13 protein-coding genes and 1 tRNA gene are annotated in these 18,712 nt (G+C 67.6%); 2 read left to right on the plus strand and 12 right to left on the minus strand.

Annotated features, from left to right (window positions below; genetic code table 11):
• Nucleotides 1-119: 119 nt before the first annotated feature.
• From RPQ07_RS15275 to RPQ07_RS15320, 10 genes are all read right to left on the minus strand, one after another.
• Nucleotides 120-4,034: a DNA-directed RNA polymerase subunit beta' gene (locus RPQ07_RS15275; RefSeq protein WP_313944695.1), complete on the minus strand. Its 3,915-nt coding sequence runs from the start codon at nucleotides 4,032-4,034 to the stop codon at nucleotides 120-122.
• Between the two features lie 97 nt (nucleotides 4,035-4,131).
• Nucleotides 4,132-7,614: a DNA-directed RNA polymerase subunit beta gene (gene rpoB / locus RPQ07_RS15280; protein ID WP_313944696.1), complete on the minus strand. Its 3,483-nt coding sequence runs from the start codon at nucleotides 7,612-7,614 to the stop codon at nucleotides 4,132-4,134.
• Nucleotides 7,615-8,164: 550 nt separating this feature from the next.
• Nucleotides 8,165-8,548: a 50S ribosomal protein L7/L12 gene (gene rplL / locus RPQ07_RS15285; protein WP_313944697.1), complete on the minus strand. Its 384-nt coding sequence runs from the start codon at nucleotides 8,546-8,548 to the stop codon at nucleotides 8,165-8,167.
• Between the two features lie 108 nt (nucleotides 8,549-8,656).
• Entirely contained in the window at nucleotides 8,657-9,184 is a 528-nt protein-coding gene (rplJ, locus tag RPQ07_RS15290; protein WP_313944698.1) for a 50S ribosomal protein L10, read from the minus strand.
• 312 nt (nucleotides 9,185-9,496) lie between these two features.
• Nucleotides 9,497-10,357 (minus strand): DUF1396 domain-containing protein, encoded by an 861-nt coding sequence (locus tag RPQ07_RS15295; protein WP_313944699.1) that lies wholly within the window; start codon nucleotides 10,355-10,357, stop codon nucleotides 9,497-9,499.
• Between the two features lie 162 nt (nucleotides 10,358-10,519).
• Nucleotides 10,520-11,242 carry a 50S ribosomal protein L1 gene (rplA, locus tag RPQ07_RS15300; RefSeq protein WP_313944700.1) on the minus strand — a complete coding sequence of 241 codons (723 nt, stop codon included), beginning with the start codon at nucleotides 11,240-11,242 and terminating at the stop codon, nucleotides 10,520-10,522.
• Between the two features lie 82 nt (nucleotides 11,243-11,324).
• Nucleotides 11,325-11,759, minus strand: a complete 435-nt coding sequence (gene rplK / locus RPQ07_RS15305) for a 50S ribosomal protein L11 (protein WP_123188882.1) — start codon at nucleotides 11,757-11,759, stop codon at nucleotides 11,325-11,327.
• Between the two features lie 163 nt (nucleotides 11,760-11,922).
• Nucleotides 11,923-12,822, minus strand: a complete 900-nt coding sequence (nusG, locus tag RPQ07_RS15310; RefSeq protein ID WP_313944701.1) for a transcription termination/antitermination protein NusG — start codon at nucleotides 12,820-12,822, stop codon at nucleotides 11,923-11,925.
• Between the two features lie 76 nt (nucleotides 12,823-12,898).
• Nucleotides 12,899-13,180, minus strand: coding sequence for a preprotein translocase subunit SecE (secE, locus tag RPQ07_RS15315; protein WP_313944702.1), 282 nt, complete (start codon nucleotides 13,178-13,180; stop codon nucleotides 12,899-12,901).
• Nucleotides 13,181-13,287: 107 nt separating this feature from the next.
• Nucleotides 13,288-13,360: transfer RNA gene (locus RPQ07_RS15320), tRNA-Trp, on the minus strand.
• Nucleotides 13,361-13,529: 169 nt separating this feature from the next.
• Here RPQ07_RS15320 and RPQ07_RS15325 point away from each other — a divergent pair.
• Entirely contained in the window at nucleotides 13,530-14,756 is a 1,227-nt protein-coding gene (locus tag RPQ07_RS15325; protein ID WP_313944703.1) for a pyridoxal phosphate-dependent aminotransferase, read from the plus strand.
• A gap of 119 nt (nucleotides 14,757-14,875) precedes the next feature.
• Nucleotides 14,876-15,937, plus strand: coding sequence for an adenosine deaminase (locus RPQ07_RS15330; protein WP_313944704.1), 1,062 nt, complete (start codon nucleotides 14,876-14,878; stop codon nucleotides 15,935-15,937).
• A gap of 125 nt (nucleotides 15,938-16,062) precedes the next feature.
• On the opposite strand, the gene RPQ07_RS15335 is transcribed toward RPQ07_RS15330, so the two are convergent.
• Entirely contained in the window at nucleotides 16,063-17,118 is a 1,056-nt protein-coding gene (locus RPQ07_RS15335; protein ID WP_413777739.1) for a UDP-N-acetylmuramate dehydrogenase, read from the minus strand.
• 140 nt (nucleotides 17,119-17,258) lie between these two features.
• The gene (locus RPQ07_RS15340; RefSeq protein ID WP_313944706.1) at nucleotides 17,259-18,701 is read right to left on the minus strand and encodes an MFS transporter; all 1,443 of its coding nucleotides are present in this window, start codon (nucleotides 18,699-18,701) and stop codon (nucleotides 17,259-17,261) included.
• Nucleotides 18,702-18,712 lie beyond the last annotated feature (11 nt).

Consider the following 18,712-nt stretch of genomic DNA (forward strand, 5'->3'; position numbering starts at 1 on the left):
CGGCTCCGGTCAAAACAACTGCCCACGCGCAGGACACACGAGCCTGCAACATATGACACAGGGCGGCCATCCCGCGAGGGATGGCCGCCCTGTGGACGTCCTGAGGGACGTACTACTGCTTACTGGTTGTACGGACCGTAGTCGTAGTCCTCCAGCGGAACGGCCTGGCCGGAGCCGGTGCCGAACGGCGAGTAGTCGATGTCGTCGTAGCCGACGGCCGAGTACATCGCGGCCTTGGCCTCCTCGGTGGGCTCCACCCGGATGTTGCGGTAGCGGGACAGGCCCGTACCGGCCGGGATGAGCTTACCGATGATGACGTTCTCCTTGAGGCCGATCAGGGAGTCCGACTTGGCGTTGATCGCCGCGTCGGTCAGAACCCTGGTCGTCTCCTGGAAGGACGCCGCCGACAGCCACGACTCGGTCGCGAGCGAGGCCTTGGTGATACCCATCAGCTGCGGACGGCCGGAGGCGGGGTGACCGCCCTCGGTGACCACACGACGGTTCTCGGTCTCGAACTTCGACCGCTCGACGAGCTCGCCCGGAAGCAGCTCGGCGTCGCCGGACTCGATGATCGTCACTCGGCGGAGCATCTGCCGGATGATGATCTCGATGTGCTTGTCGTGGATCGACACACCCTGCGAGTTGTAGACCTTCTGGACCTCGCCGACCAGGTGGACCTGGACCGCGCGCTGACCGAGGATCCGCAGCACGTCGTGCGGGTTGGTGGCACCCACGGTGAGCTTCTGGCCCACCTCGACGTGGTCGCCCTCGCCCACCAGGAGACGGGCACGCTTCGAGATCGGGAACGGCGTCTCGTCGCTGCCGTCGTCCGGGGTGACGACGAGCTTCTTGGTCTTCTCGGTCTCCTCGATACGGACGCGGCCGGCCGCCTCCGAGATCGGGGCGACACCCTTGGGCGTACGAGCCTCGAAGAGCTCGACGACACGGGGCAGACCCTGGGTGATGTCGTCACCGGCCACACCACCGGTGTGGAAGGTACGCATCGTCAGCTGGGTACCGGGCTCACCGATGGACTGGGCGGCGATGATGCCGACCGCCTCACCGATGTCGACCAGCTTGCCGGTGGCCAGCGAGCGTCCGTAGCAGAAGGCACAGGTGCCGACCGCGGACTCACAGGTCAGGACCGAGCGGGTCTTGACCTCCTCGACACCGGCGCCCACCAGGGCGTCGATGAGCACGTCACCCAGGTCGACGTTGGCCGGCGCGATGACCTTGCCGTCGACGACGACGTCCTCGGCGAGCATCCGCGCGTACACGGAGGTCTCGACGTCCTCGGTCTTGCGCAGGGAGCCGTCGGCACCCCGCTCGGCGATCTTCAGCTTGAGGCCACGGTCGGTGCCGCAGTCCTCCTCGCGAATGATCACGTCCTGCGAGACGTCCACCAGACGACGGGTCAGGTAACCCGAGTCGGCGGTACGCAGGGCGGTGTCCGCCAGACCCTTACGGGCACCGTGCGTGGAGATGAAGTACTCCAACACGGACAGGCCCTCACGGAACGACGCCTTGATGGGACGCGGAATCGTCTCGTTCTTGGCGTTGGACACCAGACCACGCATACCGGCGATCTGACGCATCTGCATCATGTTTCCGCGAGCACCCGAGTTCACCATCATGAAGATGGGGTTGGTCTTCGGGAAGTTCGCGTTCATCGCCTCGGCAACCTCGTTGGTCGCCTTGGTCCAGATGGTGATGAGCTCCTGCGTGCGCTCCTGCTTGGTGATCAGACCGCGCTCGTACTGCTTCTGGACCTTCTCGTCCTGCTCCTCGTAGCCCCGGACGATCGCCTTCTTGGCCTCGGGGACCACGACGTCGGAGATGGCCACGGTGACACCGGAACGGGTCGCCCAGAAGAAGCCCGCGGACTTCAGGTTGTCGAGCGTCGCCGCCACGATGACCTTGGGGTAGCGCTCGGCGAGGTCGTTCACGATCTCGGAGAGCTGCTTCTTGCCCACCGAGTAGTCGACGAACGGGTAGTCCTCGGGCAGCAGCTCGTTGAAGAGCGCGCGGCCCAGCGTCGTGCGCAGCCGGAAGCTGTCGCCCTGCTGGTACACACGCTCGCCGACGCCGTCCTCGCCCTCCTCGACGGCCGGGGGGGTCCAGCCGCGCGGCGGGATGGTGCCCACCGGGAAGCGGATGTCGACCTTCGCCTGGAGCGAGAGCTCCTTGGCGTCGAACGCCATGATCGCCTCGGCGGTGGAGCCGAAGGACCGGCCCTCGCCCTTGACCTCGCGCTCCTCCTCGTCCGTGGTGAGGAAGAAGAGGCCGAGCACCATGTCCTGGGTGGGCATGGTGACCGGACGGCCGTCGGCCGGCTTGAGGATGTTGTTGGAGGACAGCATCAGGATGCGGGCCTCGGCCTGCGCCTCCGCGGAGAGCGGCAGGTGCACGGCCATCTGGTCACCGTCGAAGTCCGCGTTGAACGCGGTGCAGACGAGCGGGTGGATCTGGATGGCCTTGCCCTCGACCAGCTGCGGCTCGAAGGCCTGGATGCCGAGGCGGTGCAGGGTCGGCGCACGGTTCAGCAGCACCGGGTGTTCGGCGATGACCTCTTCGAGGACGTCGTACACGACGGTGCGGCCACGCTCGACCATGCGCTTGGCCGACTTGATGTTCTGCGCGTGGTTCAGGTCCACCAGGCGCTTCATCACGAACGGCTTGAAGAGCTCCAGCGCCATGGCCTTGGGCAGACCGCACTGGTGCAGCTTCAGCTGCGGGCCGACGACGATGACGGAACGCGCCGAGTAGTCGACTCGCTTGCCGAGCAGGTTCTGACGGAAACGACCCTGCTTGCCCTTCAGCATGTCGCTGAGGGACTTCAGCGGGCGGTTACCGGGACCGGTGACCGGGCGACCACGGCGGCCGTTGTCGAACAGCGCGTCGACGGCCTCCTGCAGCATCCGCTTCTCGTTGTTCACGATGATCTCGGGGGCACCGAGGTCAAGGAGACGCTTGAGGCGGTTGTTGCGGTTGATCACACGGCGGTACAGGTCGTTCAGGTCGGAGGTCGCGAAACGGCCACCGTCCAGCTGCACCATCGGACGCAGGTCCGGCGGGATGACCGGCACGCAGTCCAGCACCATGCCCTTGGGGCTGTTGCTGGTCTGCAGGAACGCGGAGACGACCTTGAGGCGCTTGAGCGCACGGGTCTTCTTCTGGCCCTTGCCGGTACGGATGATCTCGCGGAGGCGCTCGGCCTCCTCGTCGAGGTCGAAGGACTCCAGGCGCTTCTGCAGCGCCGCGGCACCCATCGAGCCGTCGAAGTACGTGCCGAAGCGGTCACGCAGCTCGCGGTAGAGCAGCTCGTCACCCTCCAGGTCCTGGACCTTGAGGTTCTTGAAGCGGCTCCACACCTCGTCGAGGCGGTCGATCTCGCGCTGCGCACGGTCGCGCAGCTGCTTCATCTCACGCTCGGCGCCCTCGCGCACCTTGCGGCGCACGTCGGCCTTCGCGCCCTCTGCCTCGAGCTCGGCCAGGTCGGTCTCGAGCTTCTTGGCACGGGCCTCGAGGTCGGAGTCGCGGCGGTTCTCGACCTGCTGGCGCTCGACGGAGACGTGGGCCTCCAGCGAGGGCAGGTCGCGCGTACGGCGCTCCTCGTCCACGAACGTGATCATGTACGCGGCGAAGTAGATGACCTTCTCGAGGTCCTTCGGCGCCAGGTCCAGCAGGTAGCCCAGGCGCGACGGAACACCCTTGAAGTACCAGATGTGGGTGACGGGTGCGGCCAGTTCGATGTGGCCCATCCGCTCACGGCGCACCTTGGCACGCGTGACCTCGACGCCACAGCGCTCACAGATGATGCCCTTGAAGCGGACACGCTTGTACTTGCCGCAGTAGCACTCCCAGTCCCGGGTCGGACCGAAGATCTTCTCGCAGAAGAGTCCGTCCTTTTCGGGCTTGAGCGTGCGGTAGTTGATGGTCTCCGGCTTCTTGACCTCGCCGTGCGACCAGGTTCGGATGTCGTCCGCGGTGGCAAGGCCGATCCGCAGCTCGTCGAAGAAGTTGACGTCGAGCACTGTGCGTCAATCCCTCTTTCGGGGTCGAGTCTCAATCATGGTCTGAACGGTCCCGGGGATGACGGGGGGCTCTTGAGCGAGCCCCCCGTCAGGCCCGTCAGACCTCTTCGACGCTGCTCGGCTCGCGCCGGGACAGGTCGATACCGAGCTCCTCCGCCGCGCGGAAGACGTCCTCGTCGGTGTCGCGCATCTCGATGGACATGCCGTCCGAGGACAGCACCTCCACGTTGAGGCAGAGCGACTGCATTTCCTTGATGAGCACCTTGAAGGACTCGGGAATGCCCGGCTCGGGGATGTTCTCGCCCTTGACGATGGCCTCGTAGACCTTCACGCGGCCGGTCACGTCGTCGGACTTGATGGTCAGCAGCTCCTGGAGGGCGTAGGCGGCTCCATAAGCCTCGAGCGCCCACACCTCCATCTCACCGAAGCGCTGGCCACCGAACTGTGCCTTACCACCCAGCGGCTGCTGCGTGATCATCGAGTACGGACCGGTCGAACGTGCGTGGAGCTTGTCGTCGACCAGGTGGTGGAGCTTGAGGATGTACATGTACCCGACCGAAACCGGGTCCGGGAACGGCTCACCGGAGCGGCCGTCGAACAGGTTGGCCTTGCCGGACGGCTGGACCATCCGGTTGCCGTCGCGGTTCGGGATCGTGGACTCGAAGAGACCCGAGATCTCGTCCTCACGCGCACCGTCGAAGACCGGGGTGGCGACGTTGGTACCGGCAGCGACCTCGTCGGCGCCGATGACCTTCAGCCGCTCCATCCACTCCTCGCTGCCCTCGACCTTCCAGCCCTGGCTGGCGAGCCAGCCGAGGTGGATCTCGAGAACCTGTCCCGGGTTCATTCGGGACGGGACACCCAGCGGGTTGAGGATGATGTCGACCGGGGTGCCGTCCTCCAGGAACGGCATGTCCTCGATCGGCAGGATCTTCGAGATGACGCCCTTGTTGCCGTGACGGCCGGCGAGCTTGTCACCGTCGGTGATCTTGCGCTTCTGCGCGACGTAGACGCGGACCAGCTGGTTCACGCCCGGCGGCAGCTCGTCGCCCTCTTCGCGGTCGAAGACGCGGACGCCGATGACCTTGCCGATCTCGCCGTGGGGCACCTTCAGCGAGGTGTCACGCACTTCGCGCGCCTTCTCACCGAAGATCGCGCGGAGCAGGCGCTCCTCCGGGGTCAGCTCGGTCTCACCCTTGGGCGTGACCTTGCCGACGAGGATGTCGCCGGCGACGACCTCGGCACCGATACGGATGATGCCGCGCTCGTCGAGGTCCGCGAGGACCTCCTCGGAGACGTTCGGGATGTCCCGGGTGATCTCCTCCGGACCGAGCTTGGTGTCACGGGCGTCGACCTCGTGCTCCTCGATGTGGATCGAGGAGAGGACGTCGTCCTGCACGAGGCGCTGCGACAGGATGATCGCGTCCTCGTAGTTGTGACCCTCCCACGGCATGAAGGCGACGAGCAGGTTCTTGCCCAGCGCCATCTCGCCCTGCTCGGTGGCCGGACCGTCGGCGAGAACCTGGTTCTCGACGACGCGGTCGCCCTCGTTGACGACGACCTTCTGGTTGACCGAGGTGCCCTGGTTGGAGCGGGAGAACTTGGCGACGCGGTACGTGGTGTACGTGCCGTCGTCGTTGGCGACCGTGACGTAGTCCGCGGAGACCTCCTGGACCACACCGTCCTTCTCGGCCTTGATGACGTCACCGGCGTCGACCGCACAGCGGTACTCCATGCCGGTGCCGACCAGCGGCGCCTCGGCCGTGATCAGCGGAACGGCCTGACGCATCATGTTCGCGCCCATGAGGGCACGGTTGGCGTCGTCGTGCTCGAGGAACGGGATCATGGCGGTCGCGACCGACACCATCTGGCGCGGCGAGACGTCCATGTAGTCCACGTCGGAGCCCGGGACGTAGTCGACCTCTCCGCCACGACGGCGGACCAGCACGCGGTTCTCGGCGAACCGCATGTCGTCGGTCAGCGCGGCGTTGGCCTGCGCGATGACGAAGCGGTCCTCCTCGTCGGCGGTCAGGTAGTCGACGTCGTCGGTCACCTGGTCGTCGACGACACGGCGGTACGGCGTCTCGACGAAACCGAACGCGTTGACGCGGCCGTAGGACGCGAGCGAGCCGATCAGACCGATGTTCGGGCCTTCAGGGGTCTCGATCGGGCACATGCGGCCGTAGTGCGACGGGTGAACGTCTCGGACCTCGAAGCCGGCCCGCTCACGGGAGAGACCACCCGGACCGAGCGCCGACAGACGGCGCTTGTGGGTGAGACCCGACAGCGGGTTGTTCTGGTCCATGAACTGCGACAGCTGGCTGGTGCCGAAGAACTCCTTGATGGAGGCGACGACCGGCCGGATGTTGATCAGGGTCTGCGGCGTGATCGCCTCGACGTCCTGGGTCGTCATGCGCTCACGCACGACGCGCTCCATACGAGCCAGACCCGTGCGGACCTGGTTCTGGATGAGCTCGCCGACGTTGCGCAGACGACGGTTGCCGAAGTGGTCGATGTCGTCGGTCTCGACGACGATCTGGGTGCCGCTCTCGCCGACCGTGTCGGTCTCACCGGCGTGCAGCTTGACCAGGTACTTGATGGTCGCGATGACGTCGTCGGTGGTGAGCACGCCGGCGTCCAGCGGCTCGTCCGCGCCGAGCTTCTTGTTCACCTTGTAGCGGCCGACCTTGGCGAGGTCGTAGCGCTTCGGGTTGAAGTAGAGGTTCTCGAGCAGCGTCTGAGCAGCCTCACGCGTGGGCGGCTCGCCCGGGCGGAGCTTGCGGTAGATGTCGAGCAGCGCGTCGTCCTGGCCCTGGGTGTGGTCCTTCTCCAGGGTGGCGCGCATGGACTCGTACTCGCCGAACTCCTCGAGGATCTGCTCGGTGGTCCAGCCGAGAGCCTTCAGGAGGACGGTGACGGACTGCTTGCGCTTGCGGTCGATGCGGACACCGACCATGTCGCGCTTGTCGATCTCCATCTCGAGCCAGGCACCCCGGGAGGGGATGATCTTGGCCGTGAAGATGTCCTTGTCGGACGTCTTGTCGATGTTGGAGTCGAAGTAGACACCCGGCGAGCGGACCAGCTGCGACACCACGACACGCTCGGTGCCGTTGATGACGAACGTGCCCTTGTTGGTCATGAGCGGGAAGTCGCCCATGAAGACCGTCTGGGACTTGATCTCGCCGGTCTCGTTGTTGGTGAACTCGGCGGTGACGAAGAGCGGGGCCGCGTACGTGAAGTCGCGCTCCTTGCACTCGTCGATGGAGTTCTTCGGAGGCTCGAAGCGGTGGTCGCGGAAGGTCAGGGACATCGACCCGGAGAAGTCCTCGATCGGGGAGATCTCCTCGAAGATCTCCTCCAGACCGGACTTCGTGGGGACGTCCTGTCCGCTGTCCAGGGCCGCCTCGACTCGAGACTTCCAGGCGGCATTGCCGAGAAGCCAGTCAAAGCTCTCGGTCTGCAGCGCGAGGAGGTTCGGAACCTCGAGGGGCTCCTTGATCTTTGCAAAAGAGATGCGCAGCGGGGCGGTGCTGGCGCCGTTGTTCGTATTCGCGGTCGAGGCGTTGCGCGAGGCGGCCAAGAGGGGGTCCTTCCGAGGGCTCGGACTCACTACGCGCGTACCGGTCCCATGCCGGACACAGAGGAAGAAATCCCAGCTGGGGGATGTTCAGTCCACTGTGCTCATGCGTGGGGATGCCCCTGGTGACGGGCAGGAGGCAGCTAACAGGCAGCGCAAAGGGTCAGTGTAGCCACTTGGCACACTGATGTCCAGTGCGGGTTTTCGAGACCCTCGTTGTTCTCAACTCCGCGTAAGCCCTCGCGCCGGGAGGCGCACATCCTTACTGCCCGTTCGGTCGTCGATCCATGCCTCGGATCCGGATCGTTGTGACGACGCGTCCTGAGAATTGCGCGCTCCGTGCGGTTCGTCAAGGCCCCCCAACCCAACCGGCTGACGAGATCGTCACTGACCAGGGTGCGGGACGCACGGCGAAGATCACGATACTCGTCGCAAACGGAAGCGCAATGCGCCCTGTCCACAACGCCGAAGGGCGACCACCCGGATGGGTGATCGCCCTTCGCTGTGCCTCCCGCGGAACCTGAGCGGAACCGACGGTGGGAGGCTCAGAAGGTCACTTGACCTCGACGGAGGCGCCGGCGGCCTTGAGGGACTCGGCGGCCTTCTCAGCGGCCTCCTTGGCGACCTTCTCGAGGACAGGCTTCGGGGTGCCGTCGACGAGGTCCTTGGCCTCCTTCAGACCCAGGGAGGTCAGCTCACGCACGACCTTGATGACCTGGATCTTCTTGTCGCCGGCGCCCGTGAGGATGACGTCGAACTCGTCCTGCTCGGCCTCGGCCTCGGCCGGGGCGGCAGCGGCGCCACCAGCGGCAACGGCGACCGGAGCGGCGGCGGTGACGTCGAACTTCTCCTCGAAGGCCTTCACGAACTCGGAGAGCTCGATGAGGGTCATCTCTTCGAACTGCGCGAGCAGGTCGTCCTGGCTGAGCTTCGCCATGATGGCGGTCCTTCCACTAAATCGGCTGGTGCCGGATGTACATGAAGGCGGGCGTACAGGCCCGCTACGACCAGGGCGTCACATAGCCCCGGTCAATGCGCGAGCCGATTACTCGGCACCGCCCTGCTCGGCCTTCTTGGCGCGAAGCGCTTCCGCGGTGCGGACGAACTTCGACGGGAGCGCCTGGAAGAGCGCGGCAGCCTGCGACTGCTTGCCCTTCATGGCGCCCGCCAGCTTGGCGAGCAGAACCTCGCGGGACTCGAGGTCCGCAAGCTTCTTGATCTCGTCGGCGGACAGCGCCTTACCCTCAAGGACACCGCCCTTGATGACGAGAGCGGGGTTGTCCTTGGCGAAGTCACGCAGTCCCTTCGCCGCCACCACCGGGTCACCGGTGACGAAGGCAACAGCCGTCGAGCCCTTGAGGTGCTCGTCCAGCTCGATCCCGGCCTCCTTGGCCGCGATCTGGGTCAGCGTGTTCTTCACCACTCGGTACTGAGCGTTCTCGCCGAGAGAACGGCGAAGCTCCTTGAGCTGCGCCACGGTCAGTCCGGTGTAGGACGTCACAACAGCTGCATTGGAACCGCGGAGCTTCTCCGTGATTTCTGCAACGGCTGCGACCTTGTCGGACGTCGCCATGTGCCTCGGCCTCCTTCCGGGGTGATGATCCTCGGCTGACCTTTCGATCAACCGCACGTCGCCGGACCGCCTGAATCAGGCACGTGGAGAAGGGGCTCTGCACAAAACGAAACGCCCCGGCACAGGTGCACGGGGCGTGAACTCGACCGGACGGAACCGTCCGGGAGTACTTCCACAGTCACCTGCGCGGGTCGTTCGCAGTTCAGCGAATCCTTCGGCCGCCACACCCTCTTGCGAAGGCGCAGCAACGACCAGCGGTCTTTGGCTTCTGGGGAAGAGTACGTGAAGCGGTCCAGGTCAAGCAAATCGGTCCTACGGCTCCTGACCGGCGCCCTTGAACATCTCGGCCAGGTCAGCGGTTTCCGACGCGGGAGGCGCCGTCACCACGACGGGCTTGTTGTAGTCGAGGAACGTCATCGTCAGGTCCAGCGGTCCCTTGGTGCCCTTGGCCCGGATGCGGAACTGCTTGGTCTGGTCGTTCCCGTCGATCCACATGTCCATCGAGAGCGACGAGACCCCCATCTTCTCGTACTCTTCGAGGCTCTTCTCCCGGCGCTTCCTGGTCGCCGCGTCCTCCTTCACGAGGCCCTGGCGCATCGTCGCCAGCTGCACGGTGCCGGTGTAGTGCGTCGTGGCCACGCCGTCGACGGTCTGCGGGCCGACCTTCCGGAGGTCCTTGGCAGCGGTCAGGGACTCGGAGTCCTCGGCAGGGTTACGGTCGGCCCGGCCGACGCCGGCGAACGGATCCTGGCCGCCCGCGCTCTTGCCCATCGCGGACAGGTCGAACTTGATCCAGCTCTTGCCGTCCAGCTCGTCGGCCGCGTCCTTGCCGCCGTTGATGTAGACGGCGCCCCCGACGAGCCGCATCTCCACCTCGCCGCTCTGGGCGGCGTCCTTCTGCGTCATGTTCATCCGCATGACGGCCGGCTTGAAGCCGATCGCGGCCCGGGCCTCGAGCGAGCCCTGCCCGGGGATCCGCCCCGTCATGCGGTACGAGAGGGAGGTCAGCTTCTCGTTCTTCGCCGCGGCACGCTCGATCGCCGCGGCCAAGGTGACCCGTACCGGCTTCGAGACGCTCTTGCGGTCCGGCTGGGCCGAACCGTCCCCCGAGCAGGCCGCAGCGCCGCCCAGCAGTGCTCCGGCGAGCGCGAGCCCGGCCGCCTTCCGGTACATCGGATGCACGTTCCCCCCACAGGTGTACGCATGGATCTCACAAATCCCCGTGACCCTACCGTCAGGGACTGACAGCGCCCCAGCGAATAAAGCCGGCCCCCGCACCTCCTGGGAGGTGCGGGGGCCGGCTTCGGTGCGCGAGACCCGCGGCTGCCGTCAGGATCAGACGGAGGCCGGGTCCTCCTCGACGAGGAGGTTGCGGGTGCGGTTGGAGTCCAGCGGGATGCCGGGGCCCATCGTCGTGGTCAGGGTCGCCTTCTTGATGTAGCGGCCCTTCGCGGCGGACGGCTTCAGACGGAGGATCTCCTCCAGAGCCGCGGCGTAGTTCTCGACCAGCTTCGTCTCGTCGAAGGAGACCTTGCCGATGATGAAGTGCAGGTTCGAGTGCTTGTCGACGCGGAACTCGATCTTGCCGCCCTTGATGTCGTTCACAGCCTTGGTGACATCGGGGGTGACGGTGCCGGTCTTCGGGTTCGGCATCAGACCACGCGGACCGAGCACGCGGCCGAGGCGGCCGACCTTGCCCATGAGGTCCGGGGTGGCGACGACGGCGTCGAAGTCCAGACGGCCCTTCGCAACCTCGTCGATCAGTTCGTCGGAGCCGACGATGTCGGCGCCCGCGGCTTCCGCGGCCGCAGCACGGTCACCGGTCGCGAAGACCAGGACCCGGGCGGTCTTGCCGGTGCCGTGCGGAAGGTTGACGGTGCCACGGACCATCTGGTCGGCCTTGCGCGGGTCGACGCCCAGGCGGAAGGCGACCTCGACGGTTCCGTCGAACTTGGTGGCGGCGGTGTCCTTGGCGAGACGGACGGCCTCGAGCGGGGCGTAGTTGCGCTCCCGGTCGATCTTGGCATCCGCAGCGCGGAGGTTCTTGCTGCGCTTCACTTCTGCTCCTGTTGTGTGTTCAGGCGTGGAGTCGTGGTTCGGACCAGCGCTTGGCCCTACCACTGAGGTCGTACGGGGGCTGTCAGCCCTCGACCGTGATGCCCATGGAACGGGCGGTGCCGGCGATGATCTTCTCGGCGGCGTCAAGGTCGTTGGCGTTCAGGTCGGGCATCTTCGTCGTGGCGATGTCACGGACCTGGTCGCGCGTCAGCTTGGCGACCTTCGTCTTGTGCGGCTCGCCAGAGCCCTTGTCCACACCCGCGGCCTTGAGGATCAGCTTGGCGGCCGGCGGAGTCTTGGTGATGAAGGTGAAGGAACGGTCCTCGTAGACCGTGATCTCCACCGGCACGACCATGCCACGCTGCGACTCGGTCGCGGCGTTGTAGGCCTTGCAGAACTCCATGATGTTGACGCCGTGCTGACCCAGTGCGGGGCCGACCGGCGGAGCCGGGTTGGCCGCGCCGGCCTGGATCTGGAGCTTGATAAGCCCCGTGACCTTCTTCTTCTTGGGAGGCATTGCTCTCTCCGGGTCCTAGTGAGAGTTTCCAGCGCTCCAGCCGATCATCCGGATGGAGGCATACCGCACAACGATAACGGGTATGACTGTGCGGCCAAAAACCGAGCAGGTCAGAGCGGCTGCGAGAGCCGTTCTGACCTGTTCGGAGGCGTGTGTTCCAGAATCAGTTCTTCTGGATCTGGTCGAAGCTCAGCTCGACCGGGGTCTCGCGGCCGAAGATCTCGACGAGACCCTTGACCTTCTTCGAGTCCGGGTTGATCTCGTTGATCGTCGCCTGGAGCGTCGCGAACGGACCGTCGGTGACGGTGACCGAGTCGCCGACCTCGAAGTCCAGCACCTGGACCTCGACCTTGCGGGCCGGAGCCGGCTTGCCCTCGGCCTCTGCGGCCTCGCGGGCGGCCTTCTCCTCGGCCTCGGGGGCGAGCATCTTGACGATCTCGTCCAGCGTCAGCGGGTACGGGTCGTAGGCGTTGCCCACGAAGCCGGTGACACCGGGGGTGTTGCGGACGACGCCCCAGGACTCGTTCGTCAGGTCCATGCGGACGAGCACATAGCCGGGCAGCTTGTTCTGCCGGACGTTCTTGCGCTCGCCGTTCTTGATCTGGACGATCTCTTCCTCGGGCACTTCGGCCTGGTAGATGAAGTCCTCGACGTTCAGCGAGACGGCACGCTGCTCCAGGTTCGCCTTCACGCGCTTCTCGTAGCCCGCGTAGGTGTGGATGACGTACCACTCGCCGGGCAGACCGCGCAGCTCGTCGCGGAGCGCGGCGACCGGGTCGGCCGGGGCTTCCTCGACGAGGGGCTCCTCGTCGGACTCGTCCTCGTCGGCGGCTTCGTCCTCGTCGGACTCGGACTCGGCGTCAGCGTCGGCTTCGTCGACCTCTGCCTCGGCGGCAGCGTCGTCGTCGGCCTGGACCGCTTCTTCCTCGGCAGGCTCGCCCGCGGCGGCGTCAGCAAGTTCCGCCTGGTCCTCGTCGGCCGCCTCGACGATGTCGAGCTCGTCCTCAGGGGACTCGAGGCTGTCGCTCGGCTCAACGGCGTCGTTCACGTTCGGGTCAGACACGGTGGCTGCTTCTTCCTGACTACAGACGGGGTGGAACATGCGAAAGGGGCGCCGCTACCGGCGCCCTTCGCGGGCATCAGCCGAAGACGTACTTGACGGCTTCCTGGAACCCATAGTCAATCACGGTCACCAGACCAATCATGACGACTACGAAGACAATCACCACTGTGGTGTACGTCGTCAGCTGGTTCCGAGTCGGCCAGACGACCTTGCGAAGCTCGGCGACGATCTGCCGGTAGAACAGCGCGAGGCGGCCCAGAGGGCCCTTCTTCCCGCGCTTTCCGCCCTTGCGGGACTTCTTCGAGGGCGCCTCGTCCTCGGCATCAGGCGTGTCGATGGAGCCCACGGCGTCCGTCACGTTCTTTCACCTGATTCCGGGTCGTGGCCGTGCCGCGCCCGGTGGAGCCGCACGGCGGTTCATTGAATAACGTACATGCGCACACAACCTGGCGAAGGTGTGTGTAGCAGGGCCGGAGGGACTTGAACCCCCAACCGCTGGTTTTGGAGACCAGTGCTCTACCAATTGAGCTACGACCCTTTGTGGTTTCCCCAACCTACCGCATCCGCAGACGTGGTCGGTGAGGGCCAACGACGAGTGAGTGTACGTGGTCAGGGGCCCCGCGTCGAACAGATAGCTCCGGAGCGGTTCCTGTCCGCTACGCGAAACACGTGTGCCGGGCGCGTTTGCCGTCTGGGACGATGGCCGTATGAGCGCTGCAACCCCTCCGACCGAGCGCCGGGTCTCCGCCCGCATCGGTGCGATCTCCGAGTCCGCCACCCTCGCCGTCGACGCCAAGGCCAAGGCCCTCAAGGCCGCCGGGCGTCCGGTGATCGGCTTCGGCGCGGGTGAGCCCGACTTCCCCACGCCCGACTACATCGTCGAGGCTGCGATCGAGGCCTGCCGCAACCCGAAGTACCACCGCTACACGCCCGCCGGCGGTCTGCCCGAGCTGAAGAAGGCCATCGCCGACAAGACGCTGCGGGATTCCGGTTACGCCGTGGACCCCGCGCAGATCCTGGTGACCAACGGCGGCAAGCAGGCGATCTACGAGGCGTTCGCGGCGATCCTGGACCCGGGTGACGAGGTCATCGTGCCCGCTCCGTACTGGACGACCTACCCCGAGTCGATCCGGCTCGCGGGCGGCGTCCCGGTCGAGGTGGTGGCCGACGAGACGACCGGTTACCGGGTCTCCGTCGAGCAGCTGGAGGCCGCGCGCACCGAGCGTACGAAGGTCGTCCTGTTCGTCTCCCCGTCCAACCCGACCGGCGCCGTCTACAGCCGCGAGGACTCGGAGGCCATCGGCCGCTGGGCCGTCGAGCACGGCCTGTGGGTGATGACGGACGAGATCTACGAGCACCTGGTGTACGGCGACGCCACCTTCTCCTCGCTGCCGGCGCTCGTTCCCGAGCTGCGCGACAAGTGCATCGTCGTCAACGGTGTGGCCAAGACCTATGCCATGACCGGCTGGCGTGTGGGGTGGATCATCGGCCCGAAGGACGTGGTCAAGGCCGCGACCAACCTCCAGTCGCACGCGACGTCCAACGTGTCGAACGTCGCCCAGATCGCGGCGCTGGCCGCGGTGTCCGGCAGCCTGGACGCGGTGGCCGAGATGCGCACCGCCTTCGACCGCCGGCGGCAGACGATCGTGCGGATGCTCAACGAGATCGACGGCGTGGTCTGCCCGGAGCCGGAGGGCGCGTTCTACGTGTACCCGTCGGTCAAGGGGCTGCTGGGCAAGGAGCTCCGCGGACAGCGTCCGAAGTCGTCCGTGGAGCTGGCGGCGCTGATCCTGGACGAGGCCGAGGTGGCGGTCGTCCCGGGCGAGGCCTTCGGTACGCCGGGCTATCTGCGCCTCTCCTACGCGCTGGGCGACGAGGACCTGGTGGAGGGCGTCTCCCGCCTCCAGAAGCTCCTCGCGGAAGCGCGCGACTGACCTTCGCCGGCGTGACGAGCGGGTCCGGGCTGCCGCCCGGGCCCGCTTCTTCGTTCGGGCAAGGCCACGATCAGGGAAAGGGGCTGCCCGGACACAGCGAGGTGCGGCAAGATCCTGGAATGCTGGACTTTTCCGAGGGACACTCCCCGAACCCCCCTCCCGTACGAGATGTGAGCCTGCTGCCCAAGGCGCATCTGCACCTGCACTTCACCGGATCGATGCGGCCCGGCACCCTGCTCGAACTGGCCGACAAGTACGGCGTGCACCTGCCGGACGCACTGACCGGCGGCGAGCCGCCCAAGCTGCGTGCCACCGACGAGCGCGGGTGGTTCCGCTTCCAGCGGCTCTACGACATGGCGCGGTCCTGCCTGCGCTCCCCCGAGGACATCCAGAGACTGGTGCGCGAGGCCGCCGAGGAGGACGTCCGGGACGGCTCCGGCTGGCTGGAGATCCAGGTCGACCCCACCTCGTACGCGCCGATGCTGGGCGGGCTGATCCCCGCGCTGGAGATCATCCTGGACGCGGTGGACAGCGCGGCACGGGAGACCGGGCTCGGGATGCGCGTGCTGGTGGCCGCGAACCGTATGAAGCACCCGCTGGACGCGCGGACGCTCGCCCGGCTGGCCGTCCGGTACGCCGACCGCGGCGTGGTGGGTTTCGGGCTCTCCAACGACGAACGCCGGGGCATGGCACGGGACTTCGACCGCGCCTTCGCGATCGCGCGGGAGGGCGGACTGCTGGCGGCGCCGCACGGCGGCGAGCTGTCGGGCCCGGCGTCCGTGCGCGACTGCCTGGACGACCTGGACGCCTCGCGCGTGGGCCACGGGGTCCGGGCGGCGGAGGACCCCCGGCTGCTGCGCAAGCTCGCGGAGCGCGGGATCACCTGCGAGGTGTGCCCGTCCTCCAACGTGGCGCTGGGGGTGTACGAGAAGCCCTCGGACGTGCCGCTGCGGACGCTGTACGACGCGGGCGTACCGATGGCGCTGGGCGCGGACGACCCGCTGCTCTTCGGCTCCCGCCTGGCCGCCCAGTACGAGCTGGCCCGCAGGCACCACGGCTTCACCGACGAGGAGCTGGCGGAACTGGCCCGCCAGTCGGTGCGCGGCTCCGCCGCCCCGGCCGAGACCAAGCAGAAGTTGCTGACCGGGGTCGACGACTGGCTGGCCGCCCCGGGGGCCTGAAGCCGGGCTCCCGCCGCCGCGGTACTCGGTCGGTCGTGCGGCGGAGGAGGCGGGCGGCCTCCGGCGCTGGGACGTTGAGGCTCGCCGTCACCGGCGTCAGAGGCCGGGGCCCGCCGTCACCGGCTTCAGAGGCTGACGCCGACCGTCACCGGCTCGTTGACCAGCGTCACCCCGAAGGCCTCGCGCACCCCGGCCACGACCTCGCGGGCGAGCGCCAGCAGGTCCTCGGTGGTGGCCTCGCCGCGATTGGTGAGCGCGAGGGTGTGCTTCGTGGAGATGCGCGCGGGACCCGTGCCGTAGCCCTTGGTGAAGCCGGCCTTGTCGATCAGCCAGGCGGCTGACGTCTTCGTGCGGCCGTCACCCGCCGGGTAGGCGGGCGGGGCGGTGCCGTCGCCGAGGCGCTCGCGGACGCGGTCGAGGAAGGCCGCGTACTGGCCGGCCTCCAGGATCGGGTTGGTGAAGAAGGACCCGGCCGACCAGGTGTCGTGGTCCTCGGGGTCCAGGACCATGCCCTTGCCCGCGCGCAGGTCCAGGACGGCCCGGCGGACCTCCGCGAGCTCCTTGCGGTCACCGGGCTCCGCACCGAGTACGCGGGCGGTCTCCGCGTACTTGAGAGGGGCGCTCAGGCCTCCCGCCTCCTCCAGTTCGAAGCGGACACGCAGCACGACGTAGCGCTCGGGGTGCTCCTTGAAACGGCTGTGACGGTAGGAGAAGGCGCACTCGGCGTTGGAGAGGGTGACCGTCTCACCGCTGCTGCGGTCGTAGGCGACCACCTCGGTGATGGTGGAGGAGACCTCCTGGCCGTACGCGCCGACGTTCTGGATCGGGGTCGCGCCGGCCGAGCCGGGGATACCGGCCAGGCACTCGATGCCCGCGAGTCCCGCCTCGACGGTGCGGGCGACCGCCTCGGTCCAGACCTCACCGGCGGCGAGCTCCAGGTGGTTGCCCTCCAGCCGGAAGCCTTCGGTCGCGATCCGCAGCGCCGTGCCGTCGAAGCCCTTGTCACCGATGACGAGGTTGCTGCCGCCGCCGATGATCAGCAGCGGGGTGCCCGCCGTGTCCGCCGCACGGACGGCGGCGATCACCTCGTCGTCGGTCGTGGCCGTGACGAGCCGGGTCGCGGGGCCGCCGAGCCGGAAGGTGGTCAGGGGGGCGAGGGGAGCGTCGTGGAGTTCCTGCACGGGGACAAGGGTACGGTCCGTGGCCGCGCCGCTCGGCGGGGCCACGGACCGGGGGTGCGACCGGGGGCAGGTGCACGTGCCCGGGGCGGCCGCGGGTCACACCACGGCCGGGCCGGGTACGTGCGCCCCGGCGCCGCGGGTCAGGCCACGGCCGGCTCCCGCTCCTTGAGTTCGTCCTGCGCCGTCTCCCCCACGGGGCCGCCCGAGCGCCCGCGGCCCGGGATCATCAGCGCGATCACCGCCGCGAGCGCGACGGCCGCGGCACCGATCCACAGCGCCGGGACGGTGCCGTCGCTGAACGCGTCGGGGGTCTCGTACCCGCCCTGGGCGGCGAAGACCGCACCCAGCACCGCGACACCGAGCGCCCCGCCGACCTCGCGCAGGGCGTTGTTGGCGCCGGAGGCGATGCCCTGTTCGGCCGGCCGGACGCTGGACATGACCACGCTCGCGGCGGGGGCGAAGTACATCGCCATGCCGATGCCGCTGAGGATCAGGCCGGGAAGCTGGGCCGTGTACGACACCCCCGGCTCCAGGACCATGGCGAACAGACCGAGGCCGACCGCCTGGAGGGCCAGACCCGTGGCGACGACGGGCCGGCCGCCGATCCGGTCGGAGAGGTATCCGGCGACGGGCGCGACGATCAGCGGCATTCCGGTCCAGGGGAGCATCCGCAGTCCGGCCTCGGTGGGCGAGTAGCCGAGTACGCCCTGGAGGAACTGGCTGAGCAGGAATATCGAGCCGAACATGCCGAGGAACATCAGCAGGGAGGCGATGTTGATCCCGAAGAAGGCACGGTCGCGGAAGAGACGCATGGGGAGCATGGGGTTCTTGGCGACGATGCCGTGGCGTATGAACGCCAGGATCAGCAGCGTGCCCACGATGAGTCCGGTCAGGATCGGGAAGCTGCTCCAGCCGTCCGCCTGTCCGTTGACGAGCGCGTAGACGATGCCGAAGAGGCCGCCGCTGACGAGAAGGGTGCCGGGGACGTCGAGCCGGGCGTTCGGCGCGTACGACTCGGCGAGGCGCAGCCGGGCGAGCGGCAGCAGGGCGATCCCGATCGGCACGTTCAGCCAGAAGATCCACTGCCAGGAGATGTGTTCGGTTAGACTGCCGCCGATGAGCGGCCCGCTGGCGACGGCGAGACCGGTCACCGCGCCGAATATGCCGAGCGCGGCTCCGCGTCGCGCGGCCGGGACGGCGGCCGTGAGCAGCGTGAGGGTGAGCGGCATCATGACGGCCGCGCCCACGCCCTGCACGGCCCGGGCGGCGATGAGGGAGTCGATGCCGGGCGCGAGCGCTGCCGCGGCCGAGGCGCCGGTGAAGATCGCGAGGCCGGCCATGAACAACCGGCGGCGGCCGAACCGGTCGCCGAGCGCCGCGCCGAACATCAGCAGGACGGCGAAGGTGAGGGTGTACGCGCTCACCGTCCACTCGAGGTCCTCCAGCGCCCCGCCGAGGTCCTCGCGGATGGAGGGCAGAGCGGTGGTGACGACGAGATTGTCGAGTGCCGCCATGAAGCCGGCGACGCTGGTGATGACAAGCGCCCAGACGGCGGAACCGCCCCGGACGGACTGCTGGTCCATAACTCCCCCAG

The sequence above is a fragment of the Streptomyces sp. AM8-1-1 genome (assembly GCF_032229325.1).
GTDB lineage: Bacteria > Actinomycetota > Actinomycetes > Streptomycetales > Streptomycetaceae > Streptomyces > Streptomyces achmelvichensis.